Source organism: Synechococcus sp. MIT S9504, from assembly GCF_047497135.1.
Taxonomy (GTDB): Bacteria; Cyanobacteriota; Cyanobacteriia; order PCC-6307; family Cyanobiaceae; genus Synechococcus_C.
Genome location: NZ_CP138942.1, coordinates 1,910,500 through 1,928,825 on the forward strand (window position 1 = coordinate 1,910,500; position 18,326 = coordinate 1,928,825).

The 18,326-nt window shown below is 58.3% G+C and carries 20 protein-coding genes and 1 pseudogene; 7 read left to right on the forward strand and 14 right to left on the reverse strand.

Annotated features, from left to right (window positions below; translation table 11 throughout):
• Positions 1 to 10 precede the first annotated feature (10 nt).
• From SIB58_RS10750 to SIB58_RS10765, 4 genes are all read left to right on the forward strand, one after another.
• On the forward strand, positions 11 to 1,072 hold the full coding sequence (locus SIB58_RS10750; protein WP_067325968.1) for a thiamine phosphate synthase: 1,062 nt from the start codon (positions 11 to 13) through the stop codon (positions 1,070 to 1,072).
• Positions 1,073 to 1,139: 67 nt separating this feature from the next.
• Positions 1,140 to 1,346: a sulfur carrier protein ThiS gene (gene thiS, locus SIB58_RS10755; protein ID WP_066906915.1), complete on the forward strand. Its 207-nt coding sequence runs from the start codon at positions 1,140 to 1,142 to the stop codon at positions 1,344 to 1,346.
• A gap of 25 nt (positions 1,347 to 1,371) precedes the next feature.
• Positions 1,372 to 2,334 carry a DUF1517 domain-containing protein gene (locus tag SIB58_RS10760; RefSeq protein ID WP_067325970.1) on the forward strand — a complete coding sequence of 321 codons (963 nt, stop codon included), beginning with the start codon at positions 1,372 to 1,374 and terminating at the stop codon, positions 2,332 to 2,334.
• 156 nt (positions 2,335 to 2,490) lie between these two features.
• Positions 2,491 to 2,670, forward strand: coding sequence for a hypothetical protein (locus SIB58_RS10765; RefSeq protein WP_066906909.1), 180 nt, complete (start codon positions 2,491 to 2,493; stop codon positions 2,668 to 2,670).
• On the opposite strand, the gene larB is transcribed toward SIB58_RS10765, so the two are convergent.
• Genes larB through SIB58_RS10790 form a run of 5 tightly spaced genes read right to left on the reverse strand, consistent with a single transcriptional unit; the run spans position 2,661 to position 5,466 of the window.
• Positions 2,661 to 3,326 carry a nickel pincer cofactor biosynthesis protein LarB gene (larB, locus tag SIB58_RS10770; protein ID WP_066906906.1) on the reverse strand — a complete coding sequence of 222 codons (666 nt, stop codon included), beginning with the start codon at positions 3,324 to 3,326 and terminating at the stop codon, positions 2,661 to 2,663. The two genes, SIB58_RS10765 and larB, sit on opposite strands and share 10 nt — an antisense overlap.
• Positions 3,323 to 3,763 (reverse strand): TIGR03792 family protein, encoded by a 441-nt coding sequence (locus SIB58_RS10775; protein WP_197461115.1) that lies wholly within the window; start codon positions 3,761 to 3,763, stop codon positions 3,323 to 3,325. The genes larB and SIB58_RS10775 overlap by 4 nt, the downstream gene beginning before the upstream one ends.
• Positions 3,764 to 3,765: 2 nt before the next feature.
• On the reverse strand, positions 3,766 to 4,251 hold the full coding sequence (gene ispF / locus SIB58_RS10780) for a 2-C-methyl-D-erythritol 2,4-cyclodiphosphate synthase (RefSeq protein WP_066906902.1): 486 nt from the start codon (positions 4,249 to 4,251) through the stop codon (positions 3,766 to 3,768).
• A gap of 12 nt (positions 4,252 to 4,263) precedes the next feature.
• The gene (gene trmD, locus SIB58_RS10785; RefSeq protein WP_067325973.1) at positions 4,264 to 4,992 is read right to left on the reverse strand and encodes a tRNA (guanosine(37)-N1)-methyltransferase TrmD; all 729 of its coding nucleotides are present in this window, start codon (positions 4,990 to 4,992) and stop codon (positions 4,264 to 4,266) included.
• Between the two features lie 3 nt (positions 4,993 to 4,995).
• On the reverse strand, positions 4,996 to 5,466 hold the full coding sequence (locus tag SIB58_RS10790; protein WP_066907197.1) for a phycobiliprotein lyase: 471 nt from the start codon (positions 5,464 to 5,466) through the stop codon (positions 4,996 to 4,998).
• Between the two features lie 531 nt (positions 5,467 to 5,997).
• Here SIB58_RS10790 and SIB58_RS10795 point away from each other — a divergent pair.
• Both SIB58_RS10795 and SIB58_RS10800 read left to right on the forward strand, forming a co-directional pair.
• Entirely contained in the window at positions 5,998 to 6,549 is a 552-nt protein-coding gene (locus SIB58_RS10795; protein WP_067325978.1) for a hypothetical protein, read from the forward strand.
• Positions 6,550 to 6,884: 335 nt separating this feature from the next.
• Entirely contained in the window at positions 6,885 to 7,175 is a 291-nt protein-coding gene (locus tag SIB58_RS10800; protein ID WP_156486604.1) for a hypothetical protein, read from the forward strand.
• 409 nt (positions 7,176 to 7,584) lie between these two features.
• Here the strand turns inward: SIB58_RS10800 and era are convergent, their stop codons facing one another.
• Positions 7,585 to 8,529, reverse strand: coding sequence for a GTPase Era (era, locus tag SIB58_RS10805; protein ID WP_067326062.1), 945 nt, complete (start codon positions 8,527 to 8,529; stop codon positions 7,585 to 7,587).
• A 65-nt stretch (positions 8,530 to 8,594) separates the two neighbouring features.
• On the opposite strand from era, the gene SIB58_RS10810 reads away from it, so the two are divergent.
• Positions 8,595 to 9,113 carry a hypothetical protein gene (locus SIB58_RS10810; RefSeq protein ID WP_066906894.1) on the forward strand — a complete coding sequence of 173 codons (519 nt, stop codon included), beginning with the start codon at positions 8,595 to 8,597 and terminating at the stop codon, positions 9,111 to 9,113.
• Positions 9,114 to 9,376: 263 nt separating this feature from the next.
• On the opposite strand, the pseudogene SIB58_RS10815 reads toward SIB58_RS10810, so the two are convergent.
• From SIB58_RS10815 to SIB58_RS10850, 8 genes and pseudogenes are all read right to left on the reverse strand, one after another.
• Positions 9,377 to 10,294, reverse strand: a pseudogene (locus SIB58_RS10815) (carbohydrate porin); the annotation flags it as partial.
• A 15-nt stretch (positions 10,295 to 10,309) separates the two neighbouring features.
• Positions 10,310 to 10,729, reverse strand: a complete 420-nt coding sequence (locus SIB58_RS10820; protein ID WP_066906891.1) for a hypothetical protein — start codon at positions 10,727 to 10,729, stop codon at positions 10,310 to 10,312.
• Positions 10,730 to 10,733: 4 nt separating this feature from the next.
• Positions 10,734 to 12,137 carry a sugar porter family MFS transporter gene (locus tag SIB58_RS10825; RefSeq protein WP_066906887.1) on the reverse strand — a complete coding sequence of 468 codons (1,404 nt, stop codon included), beginning with the start codon at positions 12,135 to 12,137 and terminating at the stop codon, positions 10,734 to 10,736.
• A gap of 141 nt (positions 12,138 to 12,278) precedes the next feature.
• Positions 12,279 to 13,013, reverse strand: a complete 735-nt coding sequence (locus SIB58_RS10830; RefSeq protein WP_066906886.1) for a Bax inhibitor-1 family protein — start codon at positions 13,011 to 13,013, stop codon at positions 12,279 to 12,281.
• A gap of 52 nt (positions 13,014 to 13,065) precedes the next feature.
• The gene (locus SIB58_RS10835) at positions 13,066 to 14,097 is read right to left on the reverse strand and encodes a PhoH family protein (protein ID WP_067325987.1); all 1,032 of its coding nucleotides are present in this window, start codon (positions 14,095 to 14,097) and stop codon (positions 13,066 to 13,068) included.
• An 8-nt stretch (positions 14,098 to 14,105) separates the two neighbouring features.
• The gene (rpsP, locus tag SIB58_RS10840) at positions 14,106 to 14,498 is read right to left on the reverse strand and encodes a 30S ribosomal protein S16 (RefSeq protein ID WP_067325990.1); all 393 of its coding nucleotides are present in this window, start codon (positions 14,496 to 14,498) and stop codon (positions 14,106 to 14,108) included.
• Between the two features lie 77 nt (positions 14,499 to 14,575).
• On the reverse strand, positions 14,576 to 16,051 hold the full coding sequence (gene ffh / locus SIB58_RS10845) for a signal recognition particle protein (RefSeq protein WP_066906882.1): 1,476 nt from the start codon (positions 16,049 to 16,051) through the stop codon (positions 14,576 to 14,578).
• 87 nt (positions 16,052 to 16,138) lie between these two features.
• Positions 16,139 to 18,280, reverse strand: coding sequence for an ARC6/PARC6 family protein (locus SIB58_RS10850; protein WP_066906880.1), 2,142 nt, complete (start codon positions 18,278 to 18,280; stop codon positions 16,139 to 16,141).
• Between the last annotated feature and the right edge of the window lie 46 nt (positions 18,281 to 18,326).

Genomic DNA, 18,326 nt, shown 5'->3' on the forward strand with positions numbered 1-18,326 from the left:
CCACAGTGCCATGGAATGGATGCCCGTCGCCCCCAGCACTGACACGCGTATCGCCAGGCTGATCGATGCCAACCTCGACCGAGCCCGGGAAGGCTTGCGGGTGATCGAGGACTGGTGTCGTTTCGGACTGGACCGGCAGGACCTGGTGGTGCCGCTGAAGGACTGGCGCCAGCAGCTGGGACAACGGCATGCCGACTGCTACAGACAGGCACGTTCCACCGCCACCGATACCGCTGCAGGGCTCAGTCATCCCGCTCAGCAGACCCGTACCGACAGCACTCAGATTTTGAAAGCCAATGCCAGCAGGGTGCAAGAAGCCTTGCGGGTGATTGAAGAATTCGCGCGCAGCAGTGATGCCGAGCTGGCACAGACTGCGGCAAACGTTCGTTATGCGCTCTACGACCATGAGGTGCGCATCCTGGAGGCCTGCGGGCAGAACCAGCGGCATCAGCGCCTGGAACGCTCACGGTTGTGCCTGATTACCAATCCCGACGGCGACGAAGCGAGCGGTGAGATGTTGAAGCGGGTGGAACTGGCTCTGCGAGCAGGCGTTTCGCTCGTGCAGTACCGGTGCAAACAAGGAGCTGATGCACTGAAACTGCAGGAAGCACGTCAGCTTGCTGAGCTGTGCCAGGCACACCAGGCGTTGCTGATCATTAACGACCGCATCGATCTGGCATTGCTCGTGGATGCCGATGGAGTGCATCTCGGCCAGGAGGATGTACCCCATTCGGAAGCCCGTCAGCTGATGGGTCCCGACAAGCTGATTGGTCGCAGCACCCACCGACTCGATCAATTACTCGTGGCCCAGGAGCAAGGTGCCGACTACCTGGGGGTCGGGCCGGTCTATGCCACCGCCACCAAGGCTGATCGCAAACCGGCAGGGTTGGATTGGGTGCGACAAGCCGAGCATTCAGCCACAGTCCCCTGGTTCGCCATCGGCGGCATCAACGGCGACAACATCACTGAGGTGCTGACGGCGGGCGCCTCCCGGGTGGCGGTGGTGAGCGCAATCATGGGATCGAGCGATCCGGCTGCCGCAGCTCGCCAGCTGCTCACGCAGCTCGGCTGAGCCCCTTCAACTGGCAGGGTTCCGCTTCACTGACGATCTGGTTTCATTGATCCACTCGTTTCAGCCCATGCAGCTCACGGTGAACGGCGAACAGCGCAACCTGAAGGCAGGTCTCACCCATCTGGATCAGGTGGTTGAAGCGCTCGGCCATCATCCCAAGTTGGTGGTGGTGGAATTCAACGGACTGATCCTCACCCCTGATCGCTGGGCAGAGCAGCACGTCAAGGACGGTGACAGCCTCGAGATCGTCACCATCGTTGGCGGGGGTTCCTAGGATCAGCTCAGTCTCCAACGCCATTTTGGCCCAATTGCCGAATCGTTCCGCCCTGATTCAACTGCGACGCTGGCTTTCAGGCCTCATGGTGCCGGTGCTGATGGTCGGGCTGCTGATCATCCACCCTCTGCCGAGTGACGCGGCCCGCGGCGGGCGGATCGGCGGAGGCAGCTTCCGGGCGCCCACCATGCCCCGTACCGGGGGGTATCGAGGCGGTGGCATGGGAGGTGGTTACAACCGTGGCTACGGCGGTGGCATTGGCTTCCCCTTCATCATTCCGTTCTTCGGATTCGGTGGCGGAGGCCTGCTGGGCTTCATGGTCCTGATGGCGTTTGTCGGAGTGCTTGTGAATGCCTTTCGCGGCGCAGGAGCAGGAGCTGGTCGTCCAGCAATGGGCGGCTACGAGCGTCCACGTGAAATTGCGATGGGCCCGGTGTCTCTGCTGCAGCTCCAGATTGGTCTGCTCGCCAGCGCCAAGGATCTGCAGAGCGACCTGCGTCAACTCGCCAGCACCGCCGACACCAGCAGCTCCAGTGGTCTGCAACGGGTGCTGCAGGACACCACTCTGGCGCTGCTGCGTCAGCCGGACCTGTGGGTTTACGCCAACGTGGAGTCCGGCAGCGTGCCGTTCAATGCGGCTGAATCAACCTTCAACCGACTGTCGATGACCGAGCGCAGCAAGCTGCGCGAAGAACTCACCACCAACGTGGGTGGTGTTCAGTCCGCTGGCAGCGACCTCGCATCGCGCGGAGATGCTGACGCCACCAGTGAATTCATCGTTGTCACCGTTTTGGTGGCCAGCCGCAGCGCGGTCAAACTCAAACAGGCCGATAACGGCGAACAGCTGCGCGAGTCGTTGCGCATCCTCGGTTCCACGGCATCCAGCGATCTGATGGCCCTTGAAGTGATCTGGCAACCGGATGGAGTCGGCGATGTTCTCAGCGCCGATGAGCTGGTCACGGCCTATCCGAATCTCCAGCACCTCTGATCGATCAAGGCCGTTCCAGGACTGAGACGTTCCGGGACTGAGCCGTTCCGGAACTGAGCCGTTTCTGGACTGAACCGACAACAATCCGGAACCTGAATTGTCCCCTCTTGCTGAGAGGACAAGCTGCATCCAAGGTTCGCGTGTCGCCCAGCAACGATGCGCGCACGATCACCTCATTGGGTCAACTCAACCGTGTTGGTTGAAGCGCTGCACCGCTACGAGCAAAACCTGTTACCGCGATCGATGCGGCTCTGGGTGGAAACGATGCTTGACATCGACTCCAGTGAACCGGTGCAACCACTGTTGCCCAGCCAGCCGCACCCTTCTCAGTCCTGAGAAGCCACTCCCTTGAGGATGCGCAGAGCCGCCATCGCAGCGCCATAGCCGTTGTCGATGTTCACAACGCTCAGACCCGGAGCACAGCTGGCGAGCATGCCATCTAGGGCAGCCCGACCACCTGCGCTGACCCCATAGCCCACAGACACCGGCACACCGATGACCGGCTGAGGGGCAAGACCTGCCAGCACCGTTGGCAGAGCTCCCTCCATCCCTGCACAGGCAATCAGCACCGACATCGATGTGAGCTCAGGCAGCACATCCAGCAGACGGTGCAGACCGGCAACGCCCACATCCAGAAAAGACTCGCTGGCAACCCCATGAACCCTCAGAGCCAGAGAGGCTTCCTCCGCCACGCGACGATCACTCGTTCCACCACTGAGCACAGCCACCTGAGTGGCTTGCCTCGTGGCCGGAATCTCACCGAGGGTGAGACAGGCCGCCTGCTCATGCACCTGAACAGCAGGACAGAGATCCAGTACAGCTGCCGACTTGATTGCATCCACTCTGGTCACCAGTGCAAGCTCACCTGCCGACTGCATGCTTCGCAGGATGGCCACGATCTGATCAGCGCTCTTGTGCTCACCCCAAACCGCCTCGACCATGCCAAGCCGATGGCGGCGCGTCAGATCGAGGCGTGCCTCCTGGTGCGTCACGGCGGCAACAACTCGCCTTCAAAGACCAACGGGAAGGGATTTCCTTTCTTCTGACCGGTGGATTTACGGGCCAGTTGCTCGAAACGCTCCTGGACTGCCTCAACCTCGAGCTGGGGGATCGCCTTCCAAGCTTTACGGCTGCTCCAGCCAACCAGGATCGTTCCTTCTTCGGTTTCAGGATCCCAGAGCAGATCCCGGCCGACGAATCCCTCCTGCCTGGCAAGCCAGGGCTGCCAGCTGCCACGTTCCGCATCCATCCAGGCCTCGCGTTTCCGACTGGGAACCTGGATGCGTAAATGCTCGACCACAGCAACGTCGTGGCCGCCGTCCAGATCTGAAAAGCAGGCCAGACTGACATCGGGATTGCCGGAGATCAGGATCAGGACCACCACAAATGAGGAGATCAGAGTAAGGAGATCTCTACGCAATTGCTTCATGGTCATGGCCTGGTCAGCAGCGCGACGGCATGGCAAGACATTCCCTCCTCCCGTCCTTCGGGTCCGAGCCGCTCGTTGGTGGTCGCCTTCACACCCACCTGATCAGGATCCAGCCCCATGCGCAGCGCAATCGCCCCACGCATGGCCTCGATGTGTGGCTTGAGCTTGGGACGTTCAGCAATCACGACAGAATCCACATTGACAACCTGCCAACCGCGTTCTTTCACCAGCGCCACAACCTGCTCCAGCAGCACCAAGCTATCCGCACCCTTCCAACGGGGATCAGTGGGGGGGAAATACTTGCCGATATCACCGAGCGAAAGCGCTCCAAGCAGTGCATCCATCACCGCATGGACCAGCACATCGGCATCGCTGTGACCATCTAACCCCAGGCCTTCCGGATGCTCCAGAAGCTGACCACCCAGGATCAAAGGGCGCCCCTCCACCAACCGGTGCGTGTCGTAACCATTGCCGATGCGGAGGTTCATGCTTACTGGCGGTCAGTTCGTGCCGACGTTGTCATTCTCGGCGTTGGAGCGCCGATTCCAGCGATCCAGCAGGTCGGGGCGTCGATCAGCGGTGCGCTGTTCACGTTGCTGCTGACGCCATTTGGCAATGGCTCCATGGTCCCCACTGCGCAGCACGTCTGGCACGGTCATCCCCCGAAACTCGGCGGGACGCGTGTAATGCGGGTGTTCCAGCAATAGGTCGCTGTGGCTTTCCTCCACCAGTGAGGCCGGCGTTCCCACGGTTCCAGGCAACAGACGCACCACGCCGTTGATGATCGTCATAGCCGGCAGCTCCCCGCCGGTAAGCACGAAATCTCCAAGCGACACTTCCTCATCGGCCAGTGAGCGAATGCGTTCATCAAAGCCCTCGTAATGACCGCAGAGCAGCACCAGCTGGTCATGGCTCTCTGCCCAGCGCTGCAGATCGGCCTGGGTCAAAGGTTGGCCTTGAGGCGTCATCAGCAGCACCCGGCGCCGAGAGCAAACAGGAATCGACTCGAAGGCAGAGAACACCGGCTCAGGCTTGAGCACCATGCCCGCACCGCCGCCATAGGGCTCATCATCAACCTTGCGGTAGCGATCGGTGGCGTAATCGCGGGGGTTATGCAGATGCAGCTCTGCACCTCCCGCAGCAAAGGCTCTGCCGATCACCCCAAGTTCCGCGAGCGGCGCAAATGCCCGAGGCGCCAGGCTGATCACATCCAGGCGATAGGCCGCCATGGCTCAGGCCTGAGGGGATGACACGCGCCGGATCTCGGAGCAGAAGCGCGCCTGAAGAGGGGTCCCATCTGTCGCGATGGCTGTCGTGCTGCGCAGACGCAGATTGGGCTTGATGAACCAGATGCGCTCCAACACGCTGGCAGCCGAGACAGCATCTTTGAGTTCAAGCTCGAGGCTGGCATCTGCTCGCAGCTGCCAGACGCCACTGCGCTCTGCCCCCCCAGCCAAGACCACAAGATTCCCATCGCTGGCAAAACGAAGTTCGCTAGCGGCTCCATCGGCAGACTGCACCGACAAGACCGAATCAGCGGCCTGATCACTCAGGGTCACAGTCACCTCGCCACGGTCACTGGTATGCCAGTCATCCTCCTCGGAGCCACTCAGGTCAAAGCGGCTGCGCAGGCTCATCCAGCACCCCTCACACAGTGTGAGGAACGCCTTCAGATCAGCTGGAGGGAAAGCGGTCTCATCCATCGCGCCATCTTCGCAGGGCAGCGATCTGATCCAGGGGAATCGCTCATGCCTCAAAACTGCATGCTGGCCAGGCTGTGGCCTCAGAGTGAGACACGACTGGCTTCAGAACCAGATAGCGATCGTCTCTCAGCATTGCTTCCTGCCTCGGCAAAAATGCCCAGAAGCTGTCAGAAAGAGCGGCTCACGCATTCTCATAGAGCCATCACGAATGGCGTGAGCCTTGCCCTCGCGAACAAACTCACGATCTGATCCTCGAGTTGGCGTCGTTGATCAGTCCAACAAGCTGCCGAGGTCAAAGCTGATTGAGCTTGGCTAAGAGAGCACTGAGCGAAGAAATATGGTCCATTTCCTCCAACTTTGCATCGACATCAGGAACTGAACAGCCGACGATCACCGAGTATCAAATTTTCGTTATTGCCCAGTACAGATGAAATAAACAGAGGTCTCAACAAGTCAAGAAAAATTGCGCAACCACACTGCCTGCGAGGCCCTGGCCAGCATGAGCATGCAGGTGTTTACGGAACTGATTCAATGAGTTTCTTCGGACGGCGCACCTTCATGGTTCTTGCTGGCTCCCTGGGCATTGGCGTTGTTGCATCCACTCCACGCAAAGCTTTTTCCTCCTCTGGCAAGGGGCAGTGCCTCTCCCTCGAAGACCAACGGGTGAAACGTTTCACCGCTTATCGGGAGATGGCTTTCCAGGATCCAGTCAAGGCTGTGGAGACATACACCTCGCCTAATTTGAATTATGCATCAACATCTGGACAGCAATTCAACAAACCTCAGTTGATCGAACGGATCAAGCAGTGGAACGAAGGCTTCCGCCGAAATGCAATCAAACCAGTTGTTGCCACGGAGCTTGAAGACGGGTCAATACTGATTGTTTACGATCAAAACATTCTCAATTCTGGCGACTTCAGAGGCACTTCCGCATCCAATAATACACTTGATCTAACTAGCATATTCAAGGTTTCCTTCGACGACAAAGGGACGATTTCCAGTTATTCCTCACACCAGGACTACGGACATCTTGCCAAAAACATTGGCTCTGCAAACTCAGTGAAACTTTTAGAGCTTCGCTGATAGAGAGCAACAAGTTCAAACTAACGATCGCGCGTGAAGGATGAGGAACAGCCCATCAACTCCTTCACGCTTTTGGCAAAGCCAACTCAACAAAGATTCAGCGAGCCAACAAACAACTCAGATTGACCGCCAGCCAGCACCCAACATGTCAAAGCATTGGCTGAAAACAAAGACCAAATCCTACACAACACCCGCATGGCAAGCAACTCCGCCATGGCACATTCCAACGCCTCCTTGCAATCATTAAATCAATTAATTTTCAACTGCAAAATCTGAACCAGGACCTATAATACATCGCACAGGCCAACATCAATTTAACAATAAATCGAAGAGAGATGATCAGCGCGCTCGGGTTAAATGCTGTAGGCGCCGCCGCACCTTCTGCAGCAAGTGCACTCACTCACCAAGTAACAAATGGGGCAGCTCCCACAGAAAAGGACGCCACCTTGACTGCCTCTTCTGGCAACATTTCTGCACCAAACCCTTATGCCAATTGCATCATAACCGCCAAAAACTGCGTGGCCTCGGCCGAAATCTGTTTAACCAAAATGGTGGAGCTACTGACGAAAGGCGAGGAGACATTTTTTGAATGTGCTGTCGCCACAAGACAAATGCTGCCGATCTGAGAGGCCCTGCTGAGCCTTTCCGCACAAGAGTCGCCTTTAACCACAGGGATCGCGAAGCTCTCCATCAAAAGCTGCACGGAATGTGCCGCTGCTTGCAAGCCACACATTGATCACCACCCAGCATGTCAAGAGTGTTATCTATCATGCTTGGCATGCATTAAGAGCTGCAGAGAGATTACTTAGCCCCTTGAACATATCCCATTCATTCCTGCTGAACTGAACAACCAACAAGCCATTCAATCTCTGACCATCAATCACATCAGAGTTTGTCATGCTCAGGGTGCTGTGAACAACATCGGCAGAGTTTCACCGATCTTCGATCAACACCATGGCCTGGAAAGACCTGAGACATTTGTCTGTCAAGAAAAATTCGACAAGTTCTACAGATTTCCCTTTCCCCTGACAAGCATCAGAAAGCATCCCCGCTGTAGCCAAGCTCGTTGAGGCGTTGCGGCTTGCTGCGCCAGTCCGGCACCACCTTCACAAACAACTCCAGATAGACAGGGCCGTCGATCAGGTTCTGCATCTGCAGACGAGCGCCCTGGCCGATGGTCTTCAACATGGCGCCGCCTTTGCCGATCAGGATGCCCTTCTGGCTCTTGCGCTCAATAAGCACGGTGGCCAAAACGGCGGTGCGCGCCTTGCTGTTTCCCTTTGCCGGCATGTCTTCCACCCGATCAATACTCACCGCCACGCTGTGGGGGACTTCTTCACGGGTATGCATCAGAACCTGCTCGCGGATCAACTCGGCCATGAGCAGCTTTTCGGGCTGATCACTCACCATGTCGGGCGGATAAAGCTGAGGGCCATCAGGCATCAGAGCACTGACAGCAGCCACGAGCTCAAGGCAGCCGGCACCGTTCAGGGCTGAGCAATGGTGCAGCGGCCAGTCCGTCTCCCCCAACAGTTCGCGATAGGCCGCATCAGCCTCGGGCTTGCGATCGAGCGGGACCAGGTCCCACTTATTGAGTACCACCTGTACCGGTAAGCGCTGCTGACGCAGAAGATTGACGATGAAGGCGTCCCCACGACCAGGCGGTTCGCAGCCCTCAAGCAGCAGCAACACCTGATCCACTTCCCCGATCGCAGAGCGTGCGCTCTTAACCAGACGCTCCCCCAGCAGGTGATGCGGCTTATGAATGCCTGGCGTATCGACAAGAATCAGCTGGGCATCAGGCGTGGTGAGAATCGCTCTGAGGCGGTTGCGTGTGGTCTGAGCCACCGGTGAGGTGATTGCCACCTTGTCGCCCACCAATTGATTGACGAGCGTTGATTTGCCCACATTGGGACGTCCGATCAAGGCGACAAAACCCGAGCGGTAGCCGTCAGAGAGCGACGATGAGGCTGCATCCATCCCTTCAGCATCGCCTGAAGGCCGCACCCTGCCCATAGGCTTGTGAGGCCAATCAGTTGCTGTTCATGACCCAGCGAGAACCGAGCTTCCAGGAAGCCATGGAGATCGCCGCCGGCTGGATGAAGCAATGGGACCTGGAGGAAATCAGCGATGAAGTGATGGCCGACCGCGTCGGAGCACTCTTGGCCAGCCGAGATGGTGCCAGGGGGTTCTTCGTTGTGAGTCTTGCGGGCGACAGTGCCCTGATGGACAGGCTTCCGGATGCCCTGGTGATCAAACTGCGCGAAGCGGGCGACGGAGTTGTGGATCTCACGGCACGCAATCTGGCCATGAGCGCAGCCATGGCTGTGCATCACCGCAACAACAACGACGACGAGCAAGCCGCCGGTTCAGAGCGCGTGAATCAACGCTGCTGCGAACTGCTGCGCCAGCTCGATTCCCAGCGTGTCAAAGACCGACTGGAGGTCCTTCTGGAAGCCGCAAACTACAGTCGTGGCGAAGATCTGGCCTTTCTCGAACGCTGGGGTTATGACGATCACCAGAGACGAGCCATCGGCGATGCCGTGCAAGCCGTTGCAGAGTGACCTGAGTCACTCAGAAGCCCTAAGCCAAAAGCTTCAGGCCGTTTCATGAGGATCGAAAACCTCAGCCGGATCACCAACGGGCAGCATGCACCAGATTTAGCGTAACGAAGCATGAAGCATCTGCTTGCAACACTATTAGGGCATTCTGAAGTTGAGACAACTTTCGTCGCACACTGATTACCGTAAACGCCATCGGCCGGGTGATGGGGATCAACCGATGTCGATACCTCGGATGGGATCCGGGGTTTTTTATTGAAAATCGATCAGAACAACACGGTCATCTGCACACCGATAGCGATGGAATCAGGAACTTCACCAGTTCCATCCGGATTGAGAATGTACTGAAGATTGGATTGGATACTTGCATTGTCACCAAGGGCGATCTGATAGCCCAGTTCAAGGATCGATTCCCAATCCTGTCCACTTGGGGCCTGCGAACTCCAGGTCGTATGGGTGACCCCCAACACCAAAGCGTCATGGGGACGCCGTCGCAGCACGCCCTTACCCACCCAACCAGCTGCAACAAAAACGGGAATGGTCTGGACGTCGGGATCAAAACCGTAAGAGGCCGTTGCCCACAGGCGACCATCCAGCGCCAGATCCCCCAGGGTCGCTGGGAGCGAAACGAGTCCATACACACCATCATTTCGAGCAGACCATTGCTCTGGATCCTCCAGTTGCGTTAAATCCCAACGGCCAAGCCAGCCGCCCAACTTCAATCCAGGTGCTGGAAGACCCGATATGAAGTCCAGGTCTTTCTCATCTTCAGGCACTCGAACAACACGTCCATCATCGAGTTGCTTCACAGGAAGGGCGAGAGTCCTCGAAAAGGGCCAATCGATCTGCAGAAACTGAGCCACGCCATCTCGGGATGCATTCAGCTGAAAGTCAGCACCGTGATATCCAGGTTCAAATCCATCGGGATTGATCTGATAAATCCCATAGCGGAGAGTTGTTGAATCGGTCGTACCCAGATGCGCCACTGCACCGTATTGATTCGCCGGGTAGGCGGCCACGAGAAGCGAATTGGGTATTCCCCAGATCTGCCCACAGAAACCATTGTTGGAATAAAAACAGAACAGAGACGATGACGCAAAGTCATCAAACGTTGCCACTTTCCCAGCTTTGATCTTCAGCAGGCCTGTTTCGGCCTGTTGACGCTCCACCCAGAGTCCAGCGAGCCGGAAGGTCTGGCCTTAGCCAAAGATCTGCTGCACCGCCTGAGCATTGGGTATGGATTGAGAAAGACTGGTTCCTGATCGCTGAGACAGATTGGCCGTCAAACTCCAGCGGTCCCACTCCTGCCAGTCTTCGGCAGAACGAGCAAGACCGCTGGAAGCAGTCATGTTCAGCGAAAGATTATGGGTATAGGTCGCAGTCTGCTCAAGACCACCCCAAGGATTGCCATTGATTTCATTCACATAGCCAAAGGAGAGCGACAACCAGTCGGGAACATCCAGCCAGTTTTGAAGAATGGGCTCAGGCCTCAGCTGCAGTAGCGGAACAGAATCCTCAACAGAGGGAAGCTCATCGGCACGGGCGCAATCTGTCGCACTGAAACAACTGATCAACAATGCCAACCCGAGCAAACGCTGCAGAGGATTACGGAGTTTCATCAATTCAGGCCATTTCCTCCAGTTCCTTGCCACGAGTCTCCTGAACCAAAAACAGCACGAAGAAGAATGAGATCGCACCGGCTGTGGCGTAGAGCCCATAGGCGAGCGCTGGACCTGAGGACTTCAACAGCATCGGGAAAGTCGTGGAGATCAGGAAGTTCGCAAGCCAGTTCACAGTGGCCGACAACCCCAGCGCGATGGCTCTGATGCGGTTGTTGAACATCTCACCGAGCAGGACCCACATCACAGGCCCCCAGGAGAATCCGAACGCAAACACGAACACATTCGCTGAAATCAGCGCAACCAGCGATGGGACTCCCGTCAGCTGAGGCATTCCATCCACAACTGGCGCTCCGGAGAACGTCCAGCTCATCAGCCCCAGGCTGACCGTGATCACCACTGACCCCAGCAGCAGCAGCGGACGTCGACCAAGGCGGTCGATGGTGGCGATGGCCAGAAACGTGGTCACCACATTGGTCACAGCTGTGATCACGGTGACGCTGAGACTTTCAGTGGTGCTAAAACCCACCGACTGCCACAGCTCGCTGGAGTAGTAGAAGATCACATTGATACCGACCAACTGCTGGAAGATCGCCAGCAGGACCCCCGTCCACACGATCGGAAGCAGTCCGGATCGACGACTGAAAAGATCTTTGATCGAACCGCCACCGCCCTTGCCTTGGCTGGACTGAATTCGATCAATCACTTCCTGGGTGGGTTCGCCAATCGTGCGACGGATCACCGCTCTGGCCTGATCCAGATGTCCGATCTGAACCAGGTAGCGGGGACTTTCAGGAATCCGCAAAACCAAAAAGCCATACAACAGAGCCGGAACCACCTCCGCCATCAACATCCAGCGCCAGGCCGCCATCGGGCCCACAAGCGATGTGGGCTCCTGGTCAGATGTGACCAGCACGATCAGATAGTTGAACAGCAGCGAGATGAAGATGCCGAGCACAATGGCCAGCTGCTGGAGAGAGCCGGTGCGTCCGCGCATCGCCGCTGGGGAGACCTCAGCGATGTAGGCCGGAGCGAGCACACTGGCGAAGCCCACGGCCACTCCACCAACCACTCGCCAGACCACCAGGTCCACCAGCCGTGGCGCCAGAGCCGAACCGACGGCACTGAGGATGAACAGCACGGCTGCGAGCACCATGCTGGGTCGACGTCCGAAACGGTCAGCCAGCCATCCGGCCCCCAAGGCTCCAGCGGCGGAACCCAAAAGCGCCGAAGACACGGTGAGTCCCAGCAAGGATGCCGAGGTCTGGAATGTGGCCTCAATGGCGCTCACCGCACCATTGATCACAGCAGTGTCATATCCGAACAGGAAACCACCCAGTGCAGCGGTGATGGCAATGCTCAGGATCGTGAAAACCCGCTTTTGTTTTTCTGCAGTGCGATGTTGCATGCCTAAAGGACAGCAGCAGTGACCTCAATTCAGCGAAAGATTCTGGAGTTGTCCGATCAATGTCACACCCTGAGATCTCGGCAATCAAAAAAACCCCAGCTGCTGCCAGGGTTTATCTGCACTGGATCAATCAGTTCGGACTCAGTCGCGGCGGCCGCCACCCTGCAGCGCAATAACAAGACGCAGGATGAAAATGAACAGGTTGATGTATGTGAGGTACATCCCCAGAGCGCCAGCAAGATATTGATCATCCCGATAGGTGCGGGGCATCGTATAGAAATCAACAAAGGCCATACCTACGAACAGCACCGTGCCAAATCCAGCAATGGCCAGGTTGGTGGCTGCATAGATGCCAGGGATAAAGAATCCGGCAACGAAGATGCCGAGCATCGCAATAATCAGCCCCATCAGGCCGAGGCCGACAGCAGCCGATAAAGCCTGACCGACGCTGTCGCTCATGCGGCGACCAACCACCGAGGCGATGACAAAAGTGAGACCCGTGGCAAGCGCAGCAATCCCGATCGAGGCAACACCTGCAACGGCAATCGCCTGCACCACAAGGCCAGTCAGCGTGAAGCCGGTGAGCAAACTGAAGGTGGCCATCAGCGGCAGCGCCGTACCGTTGTTGCCCTTGTTGGCGGCATTCTGAGCCACAAAGAAAAGAATGAACCAGGGAATGATTGCCACCAACGACAAGGTGTTGAAGGCAGAGAATCCGATGGACCCCATCGTGGCCATTCCACCAACCACTCCTGCAGCCGTCAGGGCCATGCCACCGCCTACGTATGGAAGGGCTTTGTTGACCACATTGGGTCCCACCAGTGCGCTGGATTGCGCATCGCGGATGGCGTTTTGGAAGTTGCTGCTGGCTGGCATGGTGCCCCAGATCACTGGACATATCCTGCCAGCTACAACCAGTTTGTGGTTTTCAAACCGGTGCGGATCTCCCCATCGAACGCCGCCCCGGCCTGGCATCCCGACGGGGGTTGCTCTTGTCACGCCGTGCGTAGGCATCTACGACACGCTGCACGAGCGGATGCCGCACCACATCAGCCGACGTCAAACGGCAGACAGCCACCCCCTCGACCCCATCAAGAACCTCTGAAGCTTCCACCAAACCGCTGAGCTGGCCGGGCGGAAGATCCACCTGGGTGATGTCTCCAGTGACAACCATGCGGGAACGCTCTCCGAGACGAGTCAGCACCATGCGCATCTGGGCCGGAGTGGTGTTCTGTGCCTCATCGAGGATCACAAACGATTCGGCCAGGGTTCGGCCGCGCATGTAGGCGAGAGGGGCCACCTCAATCACCCCCTTTTCCAGCAGTGCTGCTGTTTTCTCCTGTCCAAGCAGCATGTGCAGGGCGTCGTAGAGCGGACGCAGATAGGGATCCACTTTCTGCTGAAGATCACCGGGCAAAAATCCCAGTCGTTCGCCTGCTTCCACTGCAGGCCTGGTCAGCACCAACCGCTCCACCTTGCGCTCGGTGAGCATGCGGACAGCCAAAACTGTTGCCAAAAACGTTTTACCTGTGCCTGCAGGGCCGAGCGCGAAAGTGAGATCGTGACGCTCCATCGACTCCACGTACGCCTTCTGACGCAGCGTGCGCGGGCGCAACAGACTGCCACGCTGGTTGCGTGCCAGAACCTGCTGGCCCATGGCTTCATGTTCATGGTTGCGGCCAGTGTCCAGCGCTTGCAGCGCCGACTGAAGATCCACCGGCGAAATGGATTCACCCTCTTCCCAGAACTTGCGCAACAGCTCAACAACAGCAGCAGTGCGTTCAAGCTGGTTGGGGCGACCGCTCATCTCCAGTTGCAGTCCTCGCAAAACCAGAGTGGTTCCCGTCAGAGCCTCGAGTTGACGCAGCGTCTGTGAAGTAGGACCACCCGCCAAAGCGAGCGCAGCCTCTGTATGCGGCAGATCAAAGACGAAGCGACCGGGTGAGGTTGCCTCGGACATCGTGTTAATCAGCCTTCAGGGGTGGCTGCGTCATCTCCAGCTGGTTGCTCAGCTTCAGCTGCAGCGGCCTTGGCCTCAGCCGCATCCTTGGCGGCCTGTTTGGCATCAGCTTCACGCTTGAGAGCTTGCTTGGCCTTGCCGACCACTTCTGCTGGGCGGACTTTCTTCTCGATCAAACCACCCTTTTCAAGCAGGGTGCGGACGACATCGGTGGGCTGAGCGCCCTGGCTCAGTCGCTCACGCAGTGCCTCAGCATCCAGACGGGTCTCTTTGGTGCGGGGGTTGTAATAACCCAGCTCCTGAAGAGGACGACCATCACGGCGTGAAGTGCTGTTGCAGGCCACGAGGCGGAAGCTTGCTTCCCGCTTCTTACCGAACCGCTTCAGGCGGAGCTTGATCATCGTGGCGCTGGTGTGGGTTGGGACAGTTCGGCGACCTCTGACAGAAGCGCCAAACAACCAACTTAACCTGCCGCCTGTCAGAGGTCGCCGAAACCTTTCTTCTTCTTGAAGGGTCGCTGACGCCGTGGGGGGCCACCGCCTCGACCGGCCGGCATGCCACCAGGCATCCCCGGCATTCCGCCGCCACCCATTCCAGGGAATCCGCCCATCCCCGGCATGCCCCCCATACCGGGCATGCCTCCCATGCCAGGCATCTGGCCCTGAGACATCTGCTGCATGAAACCGCGCATCTTCTGAAAGTCAGCTAGCACCTTGTCGACATCGGCGGGTTGGTGGCCGCTGCCACGGGCGATGCGCCGACGACGTGAGGGCTCGCTGGCCAGCAGGTCGGGGTTCTCCCGCTCCTGCTGCGTCATGGAGCCGATCATCGCTTCGATCTTCTTCAGCTGCTGCTCCCCCTGCTTGAGCATGCCGTCGTCGATCTTGTTCATGCCCGGGATCATCTTCATCAATCCACCCAGCGATCCCATGCGCTTGATCAGGCGCATTTGCTTCACAAAATCCGAGAAGTCAAAAGTGGCTTCCTGCAGCTTCTTCTGCATCTGCTCGACATCAGCGAGCTCCACCTCCTTCTGGGCTTTCTCGACAAGGGTGAGCACATCTCCCATCCCGAGGATGCGGCTCGCCATCCGCTCGGGGTGAAAAGGCTGCAGTGCCTCCACCTTCTCCCCCGTACCGATGAATTTGATCGGTTGACCGCTCACCTTGCGGATCGAAAGAGCGGCACCACCCCGGGAATCACCATCGAGCTTGGTCAGCACGGCTCCGGTAATCCCCACCTGGTCGTGGAAGGCCCGGGTGAGATCGGCCGCTTCCTGACCGATCATCGAATCCACCACCAGCAGCACTTCATCCGGCTGCACGGCGGTTCGGATCCGAACCATCTCCTCCATCATGTCGGTGTCGATCTGAAGACGACCGGCGGTGTCAACTAGCAGAGTGTCGAAGCCTTCCTGCCTGGCCTTATCGAGTCCTGCCGCTGCGATGTCTTCCGGTTTGGCGTCAGCACCGAGACTGAACACCTCGACACCGATCTGTGCACCGAGCGTCTTCAGCTGCTCGATGGCGGCAGGACGGTAGACGTCCGCACCCACCATCAGCGCCCTCCTGCCCTGATCTTTGAGGTGGAGTCCGAGCTTGGCTGTTGCCGTGGTCTTACCAGCTCCCTGAAGGCCGGCCATCAGCACCACCGTCGGAGCCTCCTCGGCCTTGGCCAGAGGAGCGTTGTCACCGCCCATGACCTCCACCAACTGGTCGTGGACCACCTGGATGAACTTCTGGTCTGGAGAGACCCCGCGCACCACCTCTGCACCCACGGCCTTGTCACGCACCTCCGCGACAAAATCTTTGACAACCGGGAGGCTTACATCCGCCTCCAGCAAAGCGCGGCGCACATCCTTGAGCGCGCCCTCCACATTGGTTTCGCTGATCTGGCCCTGGCCTCTCAGTCCTTTGACCGCGTCTTCAAAGCGGGCTGACAGCTCATCGAACATCGGCCGGACATCGGTTTCAGTTCTCTGATCGTAAAAGTGGCAGGGGGTGGAGGTGCAATCTCCATCTCCGCAAGGCTGATCGGTCGATCAGACCGGCACATAGGCCTGCAGGCGCCAGCCATCCTCATCTCGGCCAAGGATGTAGGTCACCTTGAGCGATTTCGGGGCTGTGCTGTTCACCACCGTTCCAGCTGCGTTCAGCGTTTGATCGCTGTAGTCCACATCGGCACGCAGCTCGATGCGTTGGGGAGTGCGGCTGATGACCCTCATGAAGTCGATTGAGGCCTCAACCTTCTGCGTCAGTCCTGCTGACTGATCAGCAGATCGCTGCTGGCGCACCTGGTTGATCAGCCCGGCCCTGGCGATGGGCTGAAGTTGTTCATCTGCGGTGCCCTCTCCGCCAAGAACAGTGGCTTTGCGATCCAGCCAGGCCTGAAGCAGGGCCTCCAGCTGGGCATCGGAGGGGCGCTCGGAACGAAGCACGGAATCGGCTGCAGAGTCAGCAGGTGAGACAGGCGCCGGCTCAGGCTGTTCCGTGAGAGCAGGCACAGCATTCGCAGTGGACTCATCAGCAGCATCCACAGCAGAGCCCTGCGGCTGCGCATCTGGAGCCGACTGATCAACAGGTGCATCCATCGGTGTCTCACCAGCCAGCTGAGGCTGCTCTGCTTCACGGCGTAGACCGACGACGCTGAAGACACCGATCACCAGAACCACAGCAAGAAACACCCCGGTTCCGATCCAGGTCGAACGACTCGGTTGAGGCAGCTGCGGCCATTGCAGCTGCGGCACCGACGGCAGAGATGGACGAGGCATTGCCGGCCAGACGAAACCTCCTCCAGGCGCATCATCTTTGTCCTGCTCGTCATCTGCTGGAGGATCGGGATCCAGCAAAGGCAGCGGCAGCGTTCCGTCGGGATCCACCGTCAGAGGAGACAAGTTCTCAAGAGACCAATCGCGGGGCTGCTCCTGACGCTCCAACCGCTCGACGTAAGCCTGCACATCCCGATCAGCAAACCAGGCCTCCAGATCGATGGCTTCGGCATCGACATCCCGATATCCGGGCAGCACATCGCGTCCCAGCCAGGTGCGGCAGTAATCGCAGAGCGCTGCCAAGGTGTCGCCAGGGTGCGCTGACAACCAAGTTTTGAGGGCTGGATCAGCACTGCTTGCGAAATGACGCTCGGCCCGATCCACATCGCCAAGAAGCAGGTCAAGACATCCCAGAAGAGGTTGGGTGTCAAGACCGTCCAGCGTGAGTTCTTGCAGACGGGTACGGGCGTCCTGAACCCGTTCAGGCTTGCGCTGGGAAAAACCTGCAGCCGCCAGAGCCATTACAACGAGGAAGGATGCATCAGCTGAGCCAGCCTCCTTCAGGCGTCTGAACAGATCCACTTGCTCCTGCACGGTCAGGAAGCGACGAATCTGCTGAAAAAACAACTCAAAGGAACCCTGATCCATGCCTGCTAGCAGTTCAGCAGTCTCCAGCCCCTCAAGAGCACTCCCTTCCAGTCCGCCCCGATCGCTGATGAAGGTTTCCAGCATCATCAAGCCTTCATGTCGCGCCGATTGCTCAGCAAGATCACGACTGAGCAGATCAAGGATTCGAAATGGACGAAGCCTGGAGAGATCGGTTTCGAGCACCTGCCTCTGCTCGGGAAGCTTGCCCATCCGCTGAAGCAGCTGCATCCCTTCCTGCAGCAGATTGGCTGCTGACTCATAGCGCCGCTGCTCCTGGTCCTGCTCAGCAGCGTCTCTGGCTGCCAGAGCCGCCAGCAATGCCAAATCCGACTCCCTGCCACTGCCTAAAGCAGGCGCCTGAGGCGGCTGCAAGGCCTGACGGGCTAACTGAAAAGCCTCATGGGGTGCATGGGCTTCCCAGAGCAGCATCAGGCCAGCGACCTCCAGATTGGAGGACAGTTCCAGACCTGTGGTGTCGCCAGGATGAACCTGACCGAGTTCTAGAAGTGTTGCTTCGTACTGGCCACGGCGTTCATGATCCGTGAGCAGATCGGCTGACAAGCGGAGCAGCTCAGCCCTTTGATTGAGCGCCTCATGGGTGAACCCCTGATCGGGACACCGATCCAGGCGCAATTGAAGTGTGCGCAACACTGCCTCAGGTTCAGCCGTTGGACTAACCCCCAGCAGACGGAAATGGTCGATGGGAAGGTCCACCAGCATTGCAGCCATTGGCAGCAGACTGTAGGCAGTGTCTGGGATTTTGCCCATCGATCCGCCACGGACCCTTAAAGTCGGTGGTCAAACAGGTGGTGCC